Source organism: Micromonospora sp. NBC_01655, from assembly GCF_026339755.1.
Classification (GTDB): Bacteria; Actinomycetota; Actinomycetes; order Mycobacteriales; family Micromonosporaceae; genus Micromonospora.
In genome coordinates, this window is record NZ_JAPEQF010000001.1 from 4,461,000 (window position 1) to 4,481,016 (window position 20,017).

At 74.0% G+C, this 20,017-nt stretch carries 12 protein-coding genes; 3 read left to right on the forward strand and 9 right to left on the reverse strand.

What is annotated here, in order from left to right; translation table 11 throughout:
• Positions 1-10: 10 nt before the first annotated feature.
• A complete protein-coding gene (locus tag OOK41_RS20365) occupies positions 11-988 on the forward strand; it encodes a glycosyltransferase family 2 protein (protein WP_117667313.1) in 978 nt (325 codons plus the stop codon).
• A gap of 63 nt (positions 989-1,051) precedes the next feature.
• On the opposite strand, the gene OOK41_RS20370 is transcribed toward OOK41_RS20365, so the two are convergent.
• On the reverse strand, positions 1,052-1,429 hold the full coding sequence (locus OOK41_RS20370; RefSeq protein WP_165878054.1) for a CdaR family transcriptional regulator: 378 nt from the start codon (positions 1,427-1,429) through the stop codon (positions 1,052-1,054).
• Here OOK41_RS20370 and OOK41_RS20375 point away from each other — a divergent pair.
• On the forward strand, positions 1,406-1,594 hold the full coding sequence (locus tag OOK41_RS20375) for a hypothetical protein (protein WP_266266333.1): 189 nt from the start codon (positions 1,406-1,408) through the stop codon (positions 1,592-1,594). The two genes, OOK41_RS20370 and OOK41_RS20375, sit on opposite strands and share 24 nt — an antisense overlap.
• Before the next feature lie 113 nt (positions 1,595-1,707).
• On the opposite strand, the gene OOK41_RS20380 is transcribed toward OOK41_RS20375, so the two are convergent.
• The 3 genes from OOK41_RS20380 to OOK41_RS20390 all read right to left on the reverse strand — a co-directional run bounded on the left by OOK41_RS20380 (position 1,708) and on the right by OOK41_RS20390 (position 6,556).
• On the reverse strand, positions 1,708-3,393 hold the full coding sequence (locus OOK41_RS20380) for a sugar ABC transporter permease (RefSeq protein ID WP_266266334.1): 1,686 nt from the start codon (positions 3,391-3,393) through the stop codon (positions 1,708-1,710).
• Between the two features lie 403 nt (positions 3,394-3,796).
• On the reverse strand, positions 3,797-4,297 hold the full coding sequence (locus tag OOK41_RS20385) for a DUF2231 domain-containing protein (RefSeq protein ID WP_266266335.1): 501 nt from the start codon (positions 4,295-4,297) through the stop codon (positions 3,797-3,799).
• A 108-nt stretch (positions 4,298-4,405) separates the two neighbouring features.
• Positions 4,406-6,556, reverse strand: coding sequence for a glycogen debranching N-terminal domain-containing protein (locus OOK41_RS20390; RefSeq protein WP_266266336.1), 2,151 nt, complete (start codon positions 6,554-6,556; stop codon positions 4,406-4,408).
• Positions 6,557-6,898: 342 nt separating this feature from the next.
• Here OOK41_RS20390 and OOK41_RS20395 point away from each other — a divergent pair, with 342 nt between their 5' ends.
• Complete coding sequence (locus OOK41_RS20395; protein WP_117667324.1) at positions 6,899-7,633, forward strand: SDR family oxidoreductase; 735 nt, start codon at positions 6,899-6,901, stop codon at positions 7,631-7,633.
• Positions 7,634-7,852: 219 nt separating this feature from the next.
• Here OOK41_RS20395 and OOK41_RS20400 read toward each other — a convergent pair whose 3' ends face one another.
• Genes OOK41_RS20400 through OOK41_RS20420 form a run of 5 tightly spaced genes read right to left on the reverse strand, consistent with a single transcriptional unit; the run spans position 7,853 to position 20,012 of the window.
• Positions 7,853-9,682, reverse strand: a complete 1,830-nt coding sequence (locus OOK41_RS20400; protein WP_266266337.1) for a hypothetical protein — start codon at positions 9,680-9,682, stop codon at positions 7,853-7,855.
• Positions 9,679-13,209, reverse strand: a complete 3,531-nt coding sequence (locus OOK41_RS20405) for a DUF5682 family protein (RefSeq protein ID WP_266266338.1) — start codon at positions 13,207-13,209, stop codon at positions 9,679-9,681. The genes OOK41_RS20400 and OOK41_RS20405 overlap by 4 nt, the downstream gene beginning before the upstream one ends.
• Positions 13,193-14,353 (reverse strand): AAA family ATPase, encoded by a 1,161-nt coding sequence (locus OOK41_RS20410; RefSeq protein WP_117667328.1) that lies wholly within the window; start codon positions 14,351-14,353, stop codon positions 13,193-13,195. The genes OOK41_RS20405 and OOK41_RS20410 overlap by 17 nt, the downstream gene beginning before the upstream one ends.
• Positions 14,353-19,140 (reverse strand): hypothetical protein, encoded by a 4,788-nt coding sequence (locus OOK41_RS20415; RefSeq protein ID WP_266266339.1) that lies wholly within the window; start codon positions 19,138-19,140, stop codon positions 14,353-14,355. The genes OOK41_RS20410 and OOK41_RS20415 overlap by 1 nt, the downstream gene beginning before the upstream one ends.
• Entirely contained in the window at positions 19,137-20,012 is an 876-nt protein-coding gene (locus OOK41_RS20420; protein WP_117667332.1) for a DUF4132 domain-containing protein, read from the reverse strand. The genes OOK41_RS20415 and OOK41_RS20420 overlap by 4 nt, the downstream gene beginning before the upstream one ends.
• Between the last annotated feature and the right edge of the window lie 5 nt (positions 20,013-20,017).

The following is a 20,017-nucleotide window of genomic DNA, read 5'->3' on the forward strand; positions in this document are numbered from 1 at the left end:
CGGAGGACGCATGCGGTTGTCGATCGTGGTGCCCTGCTTCAACGAGGAATCGTCCCTGGAACCGCTCCACGAGGCGCTGACCGCCGCGACAACGGGACTCACCGACGATCTCGAGGTCGTCCTCGTCGACGACGGCAGCACCGACGGCACCCTGACCGTGATGCGCCGTCTCGCCGCCGCCGACTCCGCGGTCCGCTACACGTCGTTCAGCCGCAACTTCGGCAAGGAAGCCGCCATGCTCGCCGGGCTACGCCGCGCCACCGGCGACGCGGTCGTCGTTCTCGACGCCGACCTGCAACACCCCCCGCACCTCCTCCCCCGGATGATCGCCCTGTACCAGCAGGGATACGACCAGGTGATCGCCTGCCGGGACCGGCGCGGCGAGCACATGACCCGCAGGTACGCCACCCGCCTGTTCTACCGCACGGTGAACCGCCTGATCGACGTCCGCCTCCACGACGGCGCCGGTGACTTCCGGCTGCTCTCCCGACCCGCCGTGGACGCGATCCTCGCACTGCCCGAGTACAACCGGTTCTCCAAGGGCATCTTCTCCTGGATCGGCTTCAACACCTTCGTGCTGCCCTTCCCCAACGAGACACGGCAGGCCGGCGCCAGTAAGTGGAGCTTCGGCAAGCTGGTCAACTACGCCATCGACGGCGTGCTGTCCTTCAACAACAAGCCGCTGCGGCTCGCCATCTACGCCGGCCTGCTACAGACGCTGCTCGCCACCGGGTACGCGGCCTGGGTGATCGCGCACTCCATCATCGAGGGCATCGACATGCCCGGCTATACGACGATCATCACCGCGGTCGTCGGGATGAGCGGGATCCAGATGATGATCCTCGGTGTGATCGGCGAATACATCGGACGGATCTACTACGAGACCAAGCGCCGGCCGCACTTCCTCGTCAAGGAAACCGACAGAGGCGCCAGAGGCGAGAGCCGCAACCAGGACGAGACGGTCGACCTGACCGCCTCGGCGGCCTGACCCGGGGCCCGCCACCCGCCGAGGCCGTGCGGGGTGACGGCCCTGGAGCGCAGGGCCCGCGAGTCAGGCGGTGGGCCGGTCGTTGGCCCGGGCACGGAGCGCGGCCGACCGCAGCCGGTACAGGCGCGTCGCGAGAATGATCTCGAACCGCGCCTCCTCGTCGTTCAGGTCGCGCCCGATCAGCTCGGTGATCCGCTCCAGCCGATAGCGCAGCGTGCTGACGTGCACGTGCAGCTTGACGGATGTCTCCTGGTACTTCCCGCCGCACGACACGAACCGTTCGGCGGTGTCGAGGAGCTGGGTCCGGTGCTCGCGGTCGTACGCGAGCAGCCTGCCGATGATCTTGTCGATGAAGTCGTTGACGTCCGCCCGCGCTGCTCCGTCGCGCTGACCAAGCTGACCGCGATCGCCGCCGCGGTGGGCCTGCCGGAGCTGCTGCACACCGGCCGCTCGGTGATGGACCGCACGTACGACGTGCTGCCCGTGGTCGTCGCGCTGGCCGTCACCTATCTGATGCTCACCGTCCCGTTGACCTTCCTGGTCAAGGCCGCAGAGGGCCGGTGGCGCAAGCGTACCGTCCGGCAGAGCATGCCCCTGTTCTCGTAGCTCGCCGGGCCTCGGCACGAAACACTCCGCCCCAGTGCCGGAAGCACTCGGCGATGCCCCCGACCGGAACTGGCCGGGGGCATCGCCGTGTCTGCCGGGGTCCGGAAACCCGGCTACGACTCTTGGATGTCTCGGTGCTGATCTCGACGCGATGCGCCCGGAACCGCCAGCCCTGCCTGCGCCGGTCCACCCGCCACCGGTCCGCGCGGTGTCGGCACGCCGGTCGGGCCGACCGGTGCCACGGCGTCGTCGCGGCCGACCCGGAAGGCAAGGCGATCCAGGTAGCGGGTCTGCAACACGACGAAGGCGACCAGGAAGAGCAGCAGGATCAGGACCGGCAGCACCGAACCGAGGCCGGCACCGTCAGCTCTGGGACCGAACCGGTTGGCCCGGAACTGCGCTGCCAGGGGAGCGGTGAAGTTCTCCGGATCGCCGCTGACGATCGACGGCCAGAGCAACTGTTGCGCCTGGATCAACCAGGTCAGCAGCCCGATCAGCACCAGCATCGGCAGCGCCGGCAACACCAGGGTACGAACCGCCGTGCCCCCGCTGTGCTGCCCGCGCGCCTGCTGGCCCCGGAACAGCAGGGTGAACGCCACCAGCGCGGGGATCGACACCCAGCCGGGCGGGATCAGGCCGAGGAAGGTGTTCACCTGGCCCAGCTCACGGGCCCGGAAGAAGCCTTCGATGGCCAGCGGGCCGGTGCCGACGAACAGCCACGGCGCGAACGGCAGCAGCAACAGCTCACTCCAGCGACCCAGCGGACGCAACGCCCCGATGCCGAAACCCGCCACTGCGGCCAGCCCGACCGACACGGTGGCACCGATCAGCGTCGGCAGCCAGGTGTTGGCCAGTACGGTGGCGAGGCTGACGCCGCCGCGCGCCTCGGGCACCCCTTCGAAGCCGTGCCGCAACCAGGGCGCCAGCGCCCAGCCGACGACCGCGACGAAGACGACCAGCGCCACCACGACCAACCCGGTGGCCAGCGGATCGCCCCCGGTCGGGGCGGTTGGCCGCCGCCCCTCGACCTCGATGCGTGCCCGGGTGGCCAGCAGCAACCCGACCGCCACCAGCCCCAGCACCCCCAGGACAGCGAGCAGCAGCACCGATCCGGCGGCGCCCACCCCGAACCGCAGCTGCCCGAAACTCGACTGGAACACGCCAACCAGTGGTGCGCCACGCCCCTGCACCGGGGTCAGTGCGCCCACGGTGTAGCTCTGCAACGCCACCGCGATCACGCCCAGGGCGAGCAGACCTCCCACGGTGAGCAGCGCGGGCAACGGGCTGCGGCCGGAGGACCGGTTGCGCAGCGCCGCCAGGTACGCGGTGGCCGCCACCGCGACGACCAGACCGAAGCTGGTGACCGCCACCATCATGATCACAGCGCCCCGGGACTGGGCTCCGCCGTCCACGCGGTGCAGCCGCCAGCCGAGATACACCGCCGCCGGCGCGTGCCCGGCCAGCGGCAACGCGAGAACACCCCGGGTGGCCAGCCGGGCAACCCGGCCCGCCCGGTCGGCCAGCACCGCCAGCAGCGGGGCGATCAGCACCGCGAGGAGCAGTGGCACCACCGCGAGCAGCACCACGAACGTGACCGACTCGACGAAACCGGCCTCGTACAGCGCGCGGTAGTTGTCCAAGCCGACGCTCTCGCCCAGCCCCAGGTCACCGCCACGACCCAGGTCGCGCACCCTCGGCCCGGCGCTGAAACTGCGGCGCAGGGTGGTCACGGTGGGCAGCAGGTACGACCAGATCAGGGCGATCAGTGCCGGCGCCGTGAGCGCCAGCCCGACGCCCACGACGGCTGTCCGGTCAGGACGTCGCGGCGGCACGGGCCCGTCTGCGGCGGCGGGCGACTGCCCAGCGTCAACCATGGGAATCCTCATCAGTCGATGGGTTCGGCATTCGACACCCGGCAGCCTAAACCCGGGCCGGCGATCCGCACGCCCCCTACTCAGCCTGCTTGCGCAAACAGCGGGTGCGGCTCGTCGGTCGATACCGGGAGAGCGTGGACAACGTCCGCACAGGACGCGGGCCGGCCCGCGCGCTCAGGCCGGTGGAAGCCCGGTCACCTGACAGCAACCGTGCGCCGACATCGCGGACCTCCTCCTGCCCAGGCCGTGACTCCGCTGCTGTCCGGCTCACGCCCGGGGACCCGGCCGGCCACCCGCGGCTCGCGCCGCGCCCGCAGCGGCAGGTCGGTCAGACGCCGCGGGGCCGACCGGCGGACCGGCGCGACAGCGAACTCGGCGCGTCGACACCCGCGTTCTCGCTGACGCTGATCCCGAGCCGCTCGACCAGTTCGCCGCCGAGCCACCCGGTCAGCCCGACCAGGACTACGCCCACGAAGCTACAGGTCAGGGCAAGGGCGCTCGGGTCCCAGTTGTCCGCGGAGAGCCGCAGCAACCAGCTCGCGGCGAACAGCAGCACGACCACGACGTTGCCGATACCGTGCACCGCGCCGACCCGCTTGGCGCGCGTGCCGACGGGGATGGCCAGCCAGTCGATCAGACCGAACACCGCGGCGACGAGGCCGCCGATGATGCCGACCCCCATCGTGTACGCCGCGGAGATCTGAAAGCCCGGCCGGTCGGTGATCAGGTACAGGATGTCGAAGATCACCGAGGTGGCGAACAGTCCGAGCGGAAACACGATCAGGATCGGGTGGACCCCATGGCCCATCGCCTTGGCTCGGCTCTCCATGACACGTCTCCCTGTCTCCCCCCAGGCGATTCGGCGGATTCCCCGTTTCGGCGTTGTCACACGTCCCTTGGAGAGAAGCCGGCCGGACGCGGGATGGCTGACCGCCGGTCAGGACTGGTGGCGGCGGGTGGACCTGGCCTGCACCGTGGGGCGGCGGACAACCGCGATCCGGTCGCCTCGGGCGCGGACCGTGGTCCGGCCGCCGCGCCGGCGCCGGACGACCAGGTCGACGGTCGCGCCACCGACCTGCACGCCCTCCAGCCTGAGGTCCGGCAACCACTCGGGCAGGTGCGGATCCACGAAGATCGTCCGCAGCGGTGCCGCCGGACGCAGCGCGAGCAGCGCCTGGACCAACGCGACGATCGAGCTGGCCGACCAGGCTTGCGGGGAACAGGAGTTCGGGTAGACGCCGGGGTGCGGGTGCTGTTCGTCGCGCGGCAGACCGCTCAGCACCTCGGGCAGGCGGTGCTCCTCGAAGATCGCCGCCGCGGCGAACATCCCCTCGGCCACCCGGTGCAGGTGCTCCCAGCAGCCGTACCGGGCCAGGCCGAGCCCGATCGTGCCCGCCTCCACCGGCCAGACGCTGCCCCGGTGGTAGCTGAAGGGGTTGTATGCCGGATGCGCGGCGGAGAGGGTACGCACACCCCAGCCGCTGAACATGTCCGGCGCGAGCAGCCGGCGGGCCACCGCGGGGGCGACGCGGGGCGGCACGATCCCGGTGGTGAGCAGGTGGCCGTCGTTGGAGTTGACCGACCGGACCGGCCGCTTGTCCGGCCCGAGCGCCATCGCGTAACAGCCGAGGTCGGGAAGCCAATAGGCCCGGTGGAAACGGCGGCGCAACCGGTGGGCCCGGGCAACGAGGACCGCACCCGCGGCGGGGTGGCCGGTCGCGGTGAGCACCACGGCGGCGTGCCGCAGCGCGGCGTACCAGTACGCCTGCAACTCGCTGGTCGCGATCGGGTTCGGCACGATCGTCCCGTGCTCGTCGACGATGGCCGAGTCCGAGTCCTTCCACCCCTGGTTCTTCAGGCCCGTCCGGGAGCGGCAGCGGTACTCGAGGAAGCCGTCCCCGTCGAGATCGCCGTACCGGTCGATCCAGTCCAGGGCGCGGCGCGCCGTCGGCAGCAGTTCCCGCAGGATGTCCAGGTCTCCGGTCCAGGCGAAGTACTGGCCCAGGAAAACCAGGAAGTCCGGCGCGGTCGACCAGTCGCCGTAGTAGCTGGTGTACGGGTCGAGGCCGAGCACGGACACCGGGCCCCGGCGGGCCTCGTGCAGCGGCTTGCCGGGCTCCTCGTCCCGCCAGTCGTCGATGCGCCGCCCGAGGTGGTGGGCGATCAGGCGGAGGCTGTCGGCCAGCATGGTCGGCCCGGCGAGCAGGGCCTGCCACGACGCGGTCATCGTGTCGCGGCCGAAGATCTCCTGATAGATGGGCAGTCCCGCCATCGGCGCCGTGGGCCCGGACGGTTCACCGAGCGGCAGCAGGGCCAGGTCGTCCACGGCGCACCGCCAGGCCGCCGCGACGTCGAAGTTGGTGCTGCCCAGCCGGGTGAGTTCGCGGGTCAGCCGGGCCCGGGCGCCGGCCGCGGCGTCGCCGGGCTCCGTGAAGCTCGCCGGGGGCGCGGGCAGACGCTCCCCGTCGAAGACCGGCTCGACGGTGAGGTCCACCCGGCTGCTTGCGCCCGGCGGCAAGGCGAACCCGATCGTCAGCGCGCCGTCCGCGTACCGCACGGGCGCATCGGCCCGTACCCGGATCAGGACCGCGCGGTCGAGGTCGTCGCGCAGGTAGGTCAGGCACAGTTCCTGCACCCCGGCGTCCCAGCTCGCACCGACGGCACCGCACTGCACGCGGCGGCCCCGCTCGGCCTCGCCGGTGTCGGCGAAGTCGGCGGCGAGGCGGATCCCCAACCGGAGAGTCAACAACTGCTGGGCGAAGCTGACCACGGTGTGCCGAATCCGCAGCCCTTCGCCGACGAAACGTTCGGTCACCAGGTAGGCGGCACGGGAGGGTAGGGTCTCGCCGTCGCTGATCTCGGCGTACGAGAGTTGGGCATGTCCCTGGACGTTCGCCGTGCTGAACGGCACCGGCTCGCGGCCGTTCACCGCCACCTGCTCGACGCTGAGCACGCGGGTGTTGCGGGCGAAGAAGCCCTGTGGGTCGGCACCGGTGATCCGGCCGCGCACGTCCGTGACCAGCGTGCTCCACCCGCTCGCCACGTAGAGCAGATCCGGCCGGACGCGGAGGTTGCGGACCCGGCTCATCGACCGGGTGACCGTCGACGCGACGGCGCGTCGCGGTGACCGGACCGGACGGGCCGGGCAGGCGATGCGTTCGGCACTGGCAGCGGCACGGTGCACCCCCGAGCTGCGGACAACCCGAGCGCACGGGTGGCGGCGGGCACGAACCCCGTACCCCTCTCTGTCGCCGGTACACCTCCCGTTCCACCCTGTCCCGCTTCGGTACCGAACGGCCGTCCGCCCCCGCTCCCCGACCGAAGTGGCAGGCAGGGTGACCGCGCCCATCAAAAGCCTTTCGTTTGATCTAATCCGGTCTCCGGAGCGGCTCCACCGCGACGGTCCCTCAAGGATCAAGGAGAACTAATCATGGCTGTCTCGCAGCGCGTCGCAATCGTCACCGGCGGTTCTCGGGGCATCGGCCGACAGATCGTGAAACGGTTGGCGACGGCCGGATACGCGGTCGCGCTGAACTACGCCACCAGCAAGGTCGAGGCGGAGCAGGCCGTGGCCGAGGTCATCGCCGCTGGCGGAAACGCCGTCGCAGTGCAGGCCGACGTCGCTGACGAGTTCGCGGTCGCCGACCTCTTCGACACCACCGAGCGAACATACGGCGGGATCGACGTCGTCGTGCACTCGGCCGGGATCGCGGTCCACTCCCCCGTGGCCGAGCTGGACCTCGCCGACCTGGACCGGGTGCACCGCACCAATGTCCGCGGCACCTTCGTGGTGGACCAGCAGGCGGCCCGCCGGGTCCGGCCCGGCGGCGCGATCATCAACATCTCCAGCACGACGCCCCGGCTGTCCCTGCCCGGCTACGCCGCCTACGCCGCGAGCAAGGCCGCGATGGACTCGATCACCCTGATCCTGGCCCGGGAGCTACGGGGACGCGACATCACCGTGAACGCGGTCGCGCCCGGCGCCACCGCCACCGCGCTCTTCCTTGAGGGCAAGGACGAACAGATGATCGCCCGGATGGCGGCGATGTCGCCGATGAACCGGCTCGGCGACCCGACCGAAACGGCCGACGTGGTGGCCTTCCTCGCCGGCCCGGCCCGCTGGATCAACGGCCAGGTGCTGTACGTCAACGGTGGCGCCGCCTGACCCCCTGCGACGGTGCCGCCCGCGTCGGTTCGGAGCTCCGGCCCAGGCCGGAGCTCCGAACGTCGGTGGCGGCGAGAACCTGGCGAGGAGCGCAGTGCCCCGCCGACCGAGCGAGCCACCTCCCCCGTCCCGGACGTCAACCGTTGCGGTCGGGCCGTCGTCAGCCGGCGCTGTCCCACGTTCGACGATGACGAAGCGCGACGTCGACCGACCCGGCCGTCAGGGCAGCCAGGACGCCTCGGCGAGGGCACGGGACGCCGCCTCCTCGTAGACCGCCAACGCCAGCCAGGACTCCGCGAACGCCTGCCCGTCGTCGTCGGTGACCCGGCCGAACGGGTCCCGTGGACGGGCCCGCGCCGCGACGCTCATTGCCCCGAGCAGGTACGCGCCGAGATCCAGGCGGGCCCGACGCAGTCCGCGCTGCGAGGAGTCGGCCAGTGCCTGGACCGCCCGCCCGCCCGAGACGACCCGCTCCAGGTGCCGGCGCAGCAGGCGCAGCGCCGGATCGCCGGTGCCCGGGCGCTGACCGCCGACCGGCGTCGACGCCGGCTCACCTGCCGTCCTGAGCTGGCTGTGGTGCAGCCGGTCGTAGCCGAGGTCGACGTGCCCCGCCCAGCTCTCCGGCAGGCCGAGCCCGGGCCCGCTGGCGGGTACCGGCGCGACGGCGAGCGCCTGCACCGTCGCCCGTCGGGTCGGATCGAGCCGGCCCACCAGGCGCAGTTCCACCCCCACCGCCTGCCCCAGCAGTCGCAGGTTGTGACGGTGGGCCAGTTCGGCGTGCTCGTCGGCGACGGTCAACGTCAAGACCCCACCGTCTCCGGTGGCGGCCAGGACGGTGTTCTCGTGCGTACCCAGCACGCGCACGGTCAGGAAGAGCAGGTCGGCACCGGCGGGCCGCTCCGGCACCGGCAGCGCCGACGCGGCGAAGGCCCGCCGTACCTGGTCAGCCAGCGGTTGCGCCCACAACCCGACCAGCGGATCGTCGGCCCAACCGGCCCCGCCGGCCCGTACCGCGCGCACCGATCGTCCGGTGCCCAACTGCCCCGACGCCGACGCGGTGCCGCCGGACACCACCAGCCCAGCCCGGGTCAGCTGCCGGTGGCTGAGCCCCGACTCGCCCACCGCCACCGCCGAGTCACCCGCACCGGCGGCCCGCCCGACATCACCCGGGGCGAGGTCGGCGACCGTCCAGAGCCGACCGTCCCGGTCCACCAGATAGGTGACCACCCCGCCGTACCCGGAGTCCGCCACGACGGGCACGGCGCAGAGCCCGTACAGCCGCAGGCCGGCCTGCGGGTCGTACGCCCGCCGGGCGGTGCCCAGCAGGTGCCCGAGTTCCCCGGCTGGCAGCCCGGTCCCGCGCAGGCGACGCGACACGGCCAGCAGCTCGCGCAGGTCGTCGGTCAGGTCGGTCAGCCGGTACTGCGGCTCGGCCGCCCGGGCTGCGCGTAGTCCCACCGCGACCCGGGTGCCGGTCGCGGCGACGCGGTGCAGGCCGTTGGCCCTGGCCTCGTGCACGGCCCGGAGCAGGGCGGTACGCAGCACGACCCCGCAGCCGACGATCCCCGCCGCGAGCACGGTCACCGCCACCTGCCACAGTCCGGCGGCGGCGGCCCGCTGACGCTCGGTCAGTTCTCCGCCCACCGGCGGCCCGACCGGCGCCTCGGCCGCCGAACCGCTGGTCGGCCCGGGCACCGCGACGGCAGCCGGCCCGACGGTCTCCGGCGCCGGGTCCACCGGGGCCGAGTCGTCCACCGGGGCCGAGTCGTCCACCGGGGCCAGGGCGAGCACCGCTACCCGGTGCAGGCAGTTGGGCGCGAGCAGGCAACTGCACCGGGCGGCGGCGGCGTCGCGCACCACTCCGTCGGTCGCCACCAGCGTCACGGTGGTCGCGTCGTCGACCTGGACCGTCACCTCGCCGGCCCCGCCGGTGACCGGCCAGCCACCGGCCCGGGCCACCGCGTCGTCCACCTTCTTGCGCAACCGCCCGGGCAGCGCGTCCAGCGCCTCGGCCAGCACCGGCGCGGTCACCGCGGGCAGGCCGGTCACCGGCGCACCTGCTCCCCGACCCACCGGGCCAGTTCCAACGGGCTCAACGCCGCGATCGGCATCCCCGCCGCCACCAGCTGCCCCGCTGCCGAGACCGAGTACCGGGGCCGCCCGGTGTCGTCCAGGCTGGCGCAGCCCAGCACCGTACAGCCCGCCTCGACCAACGCCCGGGTCTCGGCCAGCAGCCCACCCATGGGAAATCCCTCCTCGAAATCGCTGATCACGGCCACCATGGTCCGCTGCGGGACGGTGACCAGCGAACGGGCGTAGCGCAGCCCGGCCGCGATGTGCGTACCCCCACCGACGCTGACCTCCAGCAGCAGGCCCAGCGGGTCGTCCACCCGCTCGGACAGATCCACCACCTCGGTGGAGAAGGCCACGAAGTGCGTGGTGAGCGCCGGGACACCGGCCAGGACGGCGGCGGTGAGCGCCGACCAGATCACCGACGACTCCATCGAGCCGGAGACGTCCACGACGAGCACCAGCCGCCAGTCCACCCCCCGCCGGGCCCGGGTCCGGAACACCGGCCGCTCGGGTACCAGGGTGATCCGGCCCCGCTCGTCGCGGCGGCTCGTGGCCAGGTTGGCCCGCAGCGTCCGGGGCAGGTCCAGCGGCCCGCCCGGCCGGTAGGTGGGACGTGGCGTGGTCAGCCCGGTCAGGGCCGGCCGCAGCCGGGCGGCCAACTCCCTGGTCAGCTCCTCGACGATGCGGGCCACCAGCGGTCGCAGCCGCGCCACGGTGGACTCCGGAAGCCCACCGGCGAGGGTGAGCACGTCCCGGAGCAGCTCGACGGAGGGGCGCACCGCCTCGGGATCCAGCTCGGTGAGCACGTCCAGCCGGCCCGCCTCGACGGCCCGGGCCAGCACCTCCTCCCGGACCCCGGGCCCGAACAGGGCGGACAGCTCCTCCGTCCACTGCCGTACGCCGGGAAACGATGCCTCCCGGCCGGCACGTCCGGCCGCCTCGGCGCCGGCGCCCTCGCCCCGGCCAGCCCCGTACAGCTCGTCGAGAGCGGTGGCGTACCGGCGCACGCCCGGCCGGACCTGAGCGGTGTCCCGGCCGAGCACGAGCCGCCAACGGTCGACGGTCGAGAGTTCACCGGCCGGGGCCCGGCGGGTGGGCGGCCCCGGGGCGCCGGGGTCGGCCGGCGGGTCGTTCGGCTCGGGGGCGAGAAAACCCTGCGCGACCAGCGCCGACCGGCCCGCCCGGTCGGCGAGCAGCCGGACCAACAGGGTGTCCGGATCGTCGACCACGGAGATGTCGGTGGCCGGATCGCTGCCGCCGAGCCGTTCCCGGACCACGTCCAGCAGCCGGTCCCGGCCGGCCGGGCTGATCACGTGGAAACCCGCGCGCAGCGCCGGCAGCCGGGTGAAGAACTCCTCGTCGGGCAGCGTCTCGACCCGGTCGAGGAGCCCACCCAGCACATCGTCGTTGGCCCGCAGCAGCGGCTCGGCGACGGCCAGCAGCCCCGTCAGGTGGCCCTGGAGCTGGTGCCGCGCCGTGGGCGTGGTCGCGGTGTCCAGCCAGGACGCGATGCGCCGCCCGAACGCGGCCGGCTTCCCCAGGCCCAACAGGACCCGCACCGCCCCGGCGGCGGCGGCCATCATCGGCGTGCCCTGGGTGGTGAGCCGGGTGAGACAGTCGGCCAGGCGCAGCCCCGCCCCGGCGGTGTCGGCCCGCTGGGCGAGCGCGGCCAACGCCTCGGCGTCGGTCACCTCCTCGGAGCCGGTCAGCCCGTCGACCTGCCGGATCGCCGCGCTCTCCAGCGCCTCGGCCACCGCGCTCAGGTCGCTCACCGGCAACCCTGACCCACCGGGCAGGTGGCCGAGGCGCAGCCGGTCGAGCAGCGCCAACGCCATGATCAGTTCCGTGAGGGTGCCCTCCGCCGGTACCGTGACCGACAGTTCGGTGAGTCGGCGCGCGGCCAGGTCGGCCAGGTCGCAGCGCGCGGCGGCCTCCAGACCACTGATCACCGCGGTCGCGGTCGGACCTCCGTCGGCCTGCGCACGCCGCCGCTGCTCCACCAGGGCGCCCTCGGCGGCCTGGGCGAGGGTCACCCCACGCAGGCCGGCCACCTCGATCGTCGCCTCGGTCCGGGGCGACCAGCCCACCCGCCAGCGCGCGGTGACCGGGTCGACACCGCCGACCCCTTCGCTGGCGACCGGTTCGGCGTAGGCGACGCCGCAGACCGCGAGCCGGCGCAGCGTGATCTCCCGACGCCGGTCCAGATCGGAACGGAGTGGATCCAGCCGCAGCTCCTTGGCCGGGTCGCCGGCGCCGGGCAGCCGCAGCCCGGCCAGCAGTTTCCGCACCGCCGGTGCCAGCCCGCAGCGGGGGGTGCCGGGGGCCAACGCGCCGCGCCGATCGCCGACGAGCACCTGTTCCATGGCCCCGGCCACCACCCGGCCCCGGCCCATCACCTCGCCGTGGGCCAGCACGCTCTGCATCGCTTCGACCAGCTCGCCCCGGGCCGGTGCGGGCAGGCCCCGCAGTCGGGCCAGGTCGACCGCGAGGCGGACCGTCTCCCGGGCCTCGGCGGGGCCCGCCGGGTGACCGGCCCGGCGGACCGCCGCACACACGGCCACCACGGATGACACCGCCGCCGACTCGACGGCGGTGGGGTCACCGTCGGCCGCGAGGACCGACTGCTGCCACTGCGGATCGCGGATCCCGGCCGGGTAGCCCGACCGGGCGTCCAGCAGCCCGAACGTGTACGGCACCAGCGAGGTCACCACCGGCGGTGTGGCCGGGCCGTCCTGCGGCGGTGCGCCCGCCCCGGTCAGCAGCGCCGGGGCGTGGAAGGCGCCGACCAGGGCGGCGACCCGCCGCTGGCCCGCCTCGGCCAGGCACTGCCGCATCCGCGCCTCCCGGCGCAGGTCGAGTGCGGACACCCCGGCGCCCCGCTCGGCGTCGACGCGCAGCGCCCAGCCGACCGCCAGCGCCGCGCGGCGGACCGCCTCCGGACTCGCGCCCGGCGCCCGTGCCTCGACGGACCGGTCCCACAGGTCCTCGTCGCAGCGCCCGGTGCCCGCCGCCCGCAGCGAGTCGGCGAACGACCGGCCCGCCGCCGCGACGTCGCCCGGTGCGGGCCCGCCCTGCCGCCACGCCTCGTCGGCCAGGGGCAGATCGCAGGGTACGACCTGGACCCCGTTGCGGGCGGCCCAGCGCACCGCGACGAGTTCGGGGGAGAAGTCGGCGAACGGGTAGAACGCGGGTCCCCCGCTGTCGCCGACCACCCCGGCCAGTGCCACCGGTGCGATCGTGGCCGGGTCGGCGAGCCACGGCAGCCACTCGCCCAGCTCGGGTGGGAGTTCGAGGAGCAGCACCTCGGGCCGGAACTCGGCCAGCAGTCGCGGGAGTGCCACCGCCAGCGCGGGTGAGTGGTGCCGCACCCCGATCAGGTACGGCCGGCGGTGCCCGGCCAGCTCCGTGACCGCGACCACCGGATCGACCAGTCCGGTCGGGTCGACCAGCCCGGTGGCGGCTGGCGGCCCGGTCAGGTCCGGCGGCTCAGTCGGCAAGGACATCACGCAGCTCCCAGAGCCGGCGCCACAGCCGTGCGCCGTCCTCGGCCCGGCGCCGGACCGCGCCGTCCCAGTACCCGAGCAGTTTGGCCCCGTCGGCGGGGTCGTCCTTGCGGACCACGCCCAGCAGGTGCCCCGGCAACAGCGACAACACGTCCCGGTCACCGGGGAAGTACGCCGCTGCCAGCCCCAGCGACGTCGCGACCGCCACCGCCTCGGCGGTGCTCATCACCGTCGAGGGCCGCTCCACCTCCCAGCCCTCGACCGAGCGCCCGGCGCGCAGATCCCGGAACGCGGTGACGAGCGCCTCCAGCACCGCGTCGTCGACCGCGAACGGGGTCCGCACCCGGTCCAGCGCCGCCCGGGCCTGCCGCTGGACCAGCGCGGTCTCCTGCGCCAGGTCGGGGATCGGGCCGACGGTCTCGAAGTTGAACCGTCGCTTGAGCGCGGCGGACATCTCCGACACGCCCCGGTCCCGGAGGTTGGCGGTCGCGATCAGCGTAAAACCGGGCGCGGCGGGCACGGTGGCGTCGGCGGTACCGGACAGCTCGGGCACGGCGATCCGGCGGTCGGACAGGATGGACACCAGGGCGTCCTGGACCTCCGGCAGGCAACGGGTGATCTCCTCCACCCGGGCGACCGCGCCGGTACGCATCGCCGACAGGATCGGCGACGGCACCAGCGCGGCGGCGCTGGGGCCGTGCGCGAGCAGCAGCGCGTAGTTCCAGCCGTAGCGGAGCTGGTCCTCGGTGGTGCCCGCGGTGCCCTGCACGACCAGCTCGCTGGTGCCGCAGACCGCCGCGGACAACAACTCCGACAGCATCGACTTCGCGGTGCCCGGCTCGCCGACGAGCAGCAGGCCCCGTTCCCCGGCAAGGGTGACGACACAGCGCTCGACCAGGGCCCGTTCGCCGACGAACTTGGCGGCGATGACCAGCTTGCGGGGCAGGCCCTCGCGGCGCGCCTCCTTCGGCAGCTCAAGCTCGCCGCCGGCGCTGCCGGCGATGAACGTGACGACCGCGCGCGGGGTCAGCCGCCAGCCCGGGGGACGGGGCCCGTCGTCGTACGCGGCGAGGAACTCCAACTCGGTGGCGTGGGCGTGCTCGGCGGGATCCACCTGCCGAACCGCCGGGGTGGTCGTGGTCATCAGCGCCTTTCCGTAACAAGATCGTCGAAGCGGGGTGCGTCACCGGCGAGCAGCCGGGCCCAGGCGAGTTCGAACAGCCGGGGCGCGGGGGCGACCGGGGTGATGATGCCCAGGGCGGAGACGCCGCCCTCGTCCCCGATCAGCAGCGGCAGCTTCCACCGCTCCAGCGGGAGCAGCGGCGCCTTCAGCGCCAACCAGCCACCGGGCAGGAACAGCGACCGCCCGGCTCGGGGTCGCTTCGCCGCCACGACGTGCGCGGTCGCGGCCAGCTCCGTCCGGGCCGCCTTGAGCCGCGCCGGCTTCCAGCCGGTCCACCGGGCGACGTTGCGGTCGGTGGGGTCGGGCAGGGCGAGCAGTTGCAGGTACAACGCCGAGGCGTCGGCACCCAGGCCGAGCCTGGCGCCGACCGCAGCGACCAGGTCCGGCGCGGAACGGGTCGGATCCTGCGCGAACCCCTCGGCCGCGTCCGGGACGGCGTAGGACACCACCTCGGTGACCTGGTCACCGATCAGGGCCCGCAGCGCCGCGAACACCGACTCGTCGACCTGGTCGAGGCGGGCCTGCAGCACCACGAGCACCGGATCGTCCACCCCCCGCAGCCCGGCCGGGCGCAGCAGGACCCGGTGCCAAACGTCGGCGGGCGGGATCAGCACCGGGCCGATCTCGGTCCCGGCGGGGTTGGCCACCGCCGGGACGCCGAGCGCGGCGGCCAACGCCGGGATCTTCTTCCCGTCGAGGTGGCCCACCGGGACGGCGAAATCGGGATCGGCCAGCCGCTGCCGGACCAGTCGGGCGGCGACCGGCAGCGCCGAGCGGATCGGGTCGGTGGCGGGCAGGTGGTACGCCAGCCACGGCAGCGTCTTGGTCAACGCCGTCAGCACGTCGTCGTCGTCGATCCTGGGCACGGAGCCGGCCAGCCAGCGGCAGGTCGTCGGGTTGGCTACGCCGTGGATCACCTCCGAGGCCGCCAGCGGGCTGGCCACATTGGCCCGGTGCGCCGCGACGATCAGCTCGTCGGGCACCGGGCGGCGCCGCCCGCGCAGCCGGGTCCACTCCTCGACGATCAGGTGACATCGTGGCCCGTCGGCCCAGAGCGCCGCCGGGTCCTCGGGCAACAGCAGCCCCAGCAGTTCGGCGACGCGGCCACCGCCGCCCCGACGGCGGCCGGAGCCCCAGTACCTGGCCGCCACCGACGCGGCCACCGGGTCGGGCAACCCCAGCGTGGTACGGGCCGGCTCGGCTTCCGCCCTCTCCCAGGCGGCCTCGGGCAGGCCCGCCAGCAGCAGCACCGCCTCGGCGTGACCCATGCCCGCCTCCTCGGACAACGCCCGCGCCCGGTCCGCGCGCCAGGCCACCGGGCCGTTCTCCCGGACGAGCCGGACGAACTCGCCGATCCGCTCCGGAGTGACCGCACCGCCCAGGAGGATCCGCTCCCGGGTGATCCGGAAGCCCGGCACCGCCCCGAACCGCCCGGTGGGTGCCCATTCGAGCACGTCGACCTCGCGGTCGTCGGTGTCCACATCGAGCACCAGCAGCCGACGCCCGTCGGCCTCGAACACCTGACCCTTGTCCTGGCTGAGCTGGCCGGTGCCGTCGGCCACCAGGGTGGCCCGCCGTACCCGGCTGCCCGGGGCGACGAGCCCGGACCGGGCGCAGGTCTCCAGCAGCGTCAGCAGGGCGTCGCGCACGTCGGGCGTGGTCAGCGGCGCCGCTGCCCGGTACATCGCGGCGGGCAGCAGCTCCAGCGCGTAGAACCAGTCGACGTCACCGTCCAGCTCGACCCCGTCGACCGGGACCGGCACGGCGCCGGTGAGCGCGGCTCCCGCCCGCGCGATGAGCCGCCGCGCGCTGTTCCCCCGGCAGTAGCAGTACCGGATGAGCCCGGACAGTCCGGCGGCGAGCAGCTTGTCCGAGGCCGCGTCCTCGGTACCGGCGGAACCCTGATCCCCGGCGGACCCGGCCAGCTCCGTGAGACTCCCCCGGCCCGCCAGCACGCCGGCCAACGTGCGTAGCCTCGCCGCCTGCCCGGCGGCCTGCTCGACGATGCCGGCGACCCCGGCGACGAGGGCCGGGGCGGTGAGCTGCGGAAGGTACCGGCCGACCAGGGCGCGCACCTGTGCGGTGTCCAGGCCGGCCGCCTCGGCCAGCAGCGCCCCGGCCTGCTCGTCGGTCACGGCCCGCAGCGCCGCCGAACCGGCCTCGTCGCGGGGACGCAGGAAGTGCCAGAACGCCACCGGTGGCAGCAGCCGGGTGCCCGTGACGGACGTCGAGGCCTCGCCGTCGAGCGCGTACCGCCCCAGCAGGAAGCCGTCGTCGGCGCAGAGCAGCAGCTCACCGTTGCGGCCCCGGCCACCCGACAACAGACCGTAGGTGGCGGTTGCGCCCGGGAACCGCACCGCTCCCGCCAGCTTCCCGTCGAGGTCGGTGCCGGCCGGCAACGCGAAGGACCGGCCGTCCACGGCCTCGCCGGCCCAGCCGCCGTCGGGCCGCCGCCGGGCCCGCCACCCGGCGAGCCCGTCGGCCCGGCCCAGCGGGCTTTCGGACGACTCCGTGGGGCGCAGCCAGGACAGGTCGGCGTCCAACGGTTGGCCGTCGACGGCGCCGTCCTCGAAGAACGCCGGCACGGAGAACCGGCCGGGCTCGCCGGTCGCGGGGTCGTACTCGCGCCATCGCGGCGCCTGGTCGCCGGAGCGCACCCAGTAGGTGCTGCCGTCGCTGATGATCCGGCCGGCGGTCCGCTCGCCCCGGTCACCCACCCGCAGCGGGCGCCGGCCGAAGGTGCGCCCGCCACCGGGCAGGGGCAGCGACAGGGCGGCGTTCATGGCGAAGGCGTCGTCGGCGACCGTGAAGACGTCCTCCGGCGCGCCACTCCAGTAGCCGGCCCGGTCCGGGCCCCGGTCCCAGCAGACCAGCAACTGGCCGTCGACGTAGCGCAGCACCAGCCGCCACATGTAGCGGCGCTCGTCGGCCGGGATCCGCATCAGGTGCTCGTACTCCACCCCGTCGCGCCCGACCACCAGCACCAGGTCACCGCGGCGGAGCAGCAGGTACGGCCACTGCCCGATGACCTGGAGGTCCTTGTCCTGCTCGCCGGTCAGGCCGAGGCGTTCGGCGGCGGACTCCAGGGCGGGCCAGCCGTACTCGTCGAGCAGACCGGCCCGCAGCGTGCGGCCGAGCACGGGGCCGAGGTCGTGGTCGACGACCCGGCGTACCGCCTCGGGATTGACGGCGAACCCGGCCGGGCAGGCGACGGTGCCGACCCGGTCGAGTTGGCTGTCCAGCGTCGGCAGCCCCTGCCGCGCGACGGCGTCGGCGACGGTGTCCAGCCAGCTCTGGAGGGCCGTCCGCAGCCCGGGTACCGCGATCACCTTACCCACCCGCGCCGTCGGGTCGGTGTTCTCGTCGCGCCAGCCGGGTTGTAGCTGGCTCTCCACGCCCTCCCGCAGCGCCGGCAGGAAGCGCGGGTCGGCGGCGGTCGCCACCAGGTCACGCCGACCGTCGGTCTCATCCGACAGCCACTGCTCCACCCAGTACCGGGCGGCGCGGGCCGGATCCGCGACGGGCACCCCCAGCGCCAGGCAGGTGTCGAGCAGGTCGAGGTCCACGCCGTCGTGCTTACGGCAGAGCGCGACCGGCGCACCGTCGGACTTCAGCCGACCGGCCATCCGCTCGACCAACGCCAGCAGCCCCGGGTGCCGGTTGCGGGTCCGCCAGGAGCGTCTCTCGCGGTGCTCGTCGAAGCGGCGCAGCCAGCCGGCGGGGCCGTCCGGTGAGTCGGCCCCGGCGGGGACGCTTCCCGCCGGCTCGGTCAGCGCCGCCGTGGCTCCGGCGTCCTCCAGCACACCCAGCCAGACGTCGTCGCCGCAGTGCTCGGGCACGAGACCGAGTAGCCGGCCGCGCAGGGCCGGGTCGGCGGCGGCGAGCCGGGCCAACGGTGCCCGGTAGGCCACCCAGAACGCCTCCGGGGCCCGGCTGATCGCCGGAGCGTCCAGCAGTTCGCGGAGCACCCGCTCGTCGGTGGCGACCGGGTCGACCCCGGCCTTGCGGGCCAGCCGGCGCAGGTCGGTGTGCATCGCCGCATACGGCGGGAGACCACCCAGGGTGCGCTCCACACACAGCCGCAGGAACCGGTCGTACGCGGCCGACGGCTCGCACCGCGTCGCCAGGTCCCGGGCGTGGTTGGAGAGCGCCTTCGCGGTCAACGCGCCGGCCAGGGCGAACTCCAGGAACACGGCGTGCTGGCGCTCCTCGTCGATGGTCAGCGCGTAGGCCCGTTCGGCCTCGCGCGCCCTGCCGAACATGCTCGCCGCGTACGTCACGCTGTCGGCGGCGAGGAACGCCCGCCCGGCCTCCTCGTAGAACGTCGGCAGGAAGTGCGGCACCGACCGGGCCAGCCGCTCCCCGAGGGCGTTGAAGCCGTCCTTCGCCGGGCCGACCCGGGATCGGGCGGTCCGCGCCAGCCGCTCGATCTCCTTGACCAGGGCCAGGGCGTGGTGCCCGTTGGCCGGATCGTGGACCAACGCCCACGCCGGGAAGCCGAGCGCCTGTTGGCGGACCACCCCGACCTGGGCCACCCGCTCCGGGCGGGCGAAGCCCAGGAACTCCATGGAGAGGTCCTCGGCCTCGCCCAGCGTGCCGCTGACCAGCCGCACCACGGTCCGCTCCGCGAGCACCGGGTGGGCGTACCGGCGGGCGGTCAGGGTGTCGACCGTGTCGTCCTTGGCCACCACCGTGCCGGCCGGCAGCACGGCACCCGCATCCAACAGGTCCATCGCGTCCGCGCTCACTGCTCCTCCTCCTGCTCCTGTGCCACGATCCGTCCGGCGTACAGCGCGGCAGCCATCCGGGTGCCTTCCGACCAGGCCACCGGGCCGACCGTCCCCAACGGCAGGGCGGTGCCGTGCCGGTCGGTGAAGACGAGGTCGCCGGTCTCGGTCTCGTAGTACGGGTCGTCGGCGCCGACCCACGACCGGGCCTCGACGGTGCGGCCGTTCTCGAACACCCGGCACACCGCGTTGCCGCCGCGCACCGGGTAGCCGAGCTTCGTCGCGCGGGCCGTCAGGTGGCTCAGTTGGCCGTACCGGCCACCGGAGTACTCGCTGAACCGGAACGCCTTCGGGTCCACGTCCGCCCCACGGACCCACGTCTGCCGGAAGAGCTGGTCGACGGACTGGCGAACCTGGAGGTCGGCGGCGAACTCACGCAGGTCGTCGAGGTCGGTGAGCGCGACCGGGTGCGGGACGACGACCCGCCGGGCGGCCCGGCGGACCGTGTCACCGTCCAGGTCGACCAGGCCGATCTGGCCGTCGCCCGCCTCGCGGAGCAGGCCCACCTCGTCGGGGTCCCAACCGCCGTCGTCGTCGAGCACCGCGACGACGAGATCGGTGAGGGCGTTGCGCCACGCCTCGTCCGGCCACACCTCGGTCAGGACCGCGACCGGCACCGGCAGCGAGCGCACCATCCAGCGCTCGATGTCCGTGCGGCACTGTGCCTCGTGCCGGGCCAACCACTCGGTGAGTTGCCGAAGCCCGACCACGGCCGGGTCGTCCCGCAACGATGTCGGCAGGGAGCGCAGTTCCCTGCCCTTGGCATTACGGGCGACGACCTCGCCATCGCGGAGAGTGACCTGATAGCCACCCGCCACCTCTGACCATCCCATGTGGA

Coding starts and splice junctions, on each gene's coding strand:
- OOK41_RS20365 (WP_117667313.1), top strand. CDS start 11: ATGCGGTTGTCGATCGTGGTGCCCTGCTTCAACGAGGAATCGTCCCTG.
- OOK41_RS20385 (WP_266266335.1), bottom strand. CDS start 4,297: ATGGAGAGCCGAGCCAAGGCGATGGGCCATGGGGTCCACCCGATCCTG.
- OOK41_RS20390 (WP_266266336.1), bottom strand. CDS start 6,556: ATGAGCCGGGTCCGCAACCTCCGCGTCCGGCCGGATCTGCTCTACGTG.
- OOK41_RS20395 (WP_117667324.1), top strand. CDS start 6,899: ATGGCTGTCTCGCAGCGCGTCGCAATCGTCACCGGCGGTTCTCGGGGC.
- OOK41_RS20405 (WP_266266338.1), bottom strand. CDS start 13,209: ATGTCCTTGCCGACTGAGCCGCCGGACCTGACCGGGCCGCCAGCCGCC.
- OOK41_RS20410 (WP_117667328.1), bottom strand. CDS start 14,353: ATGACCACGACCACCCCGGCGGTTCGGCAGGTGGATCCCGCCGAGCAC.
- OOK41_RS20420 (WP_117667332.1), bottom strand. CDS start 20,012: ATGGGATGGTCAGAGGTGGCGGGTGGCTATCAGGTCACTCTCCGCGAT.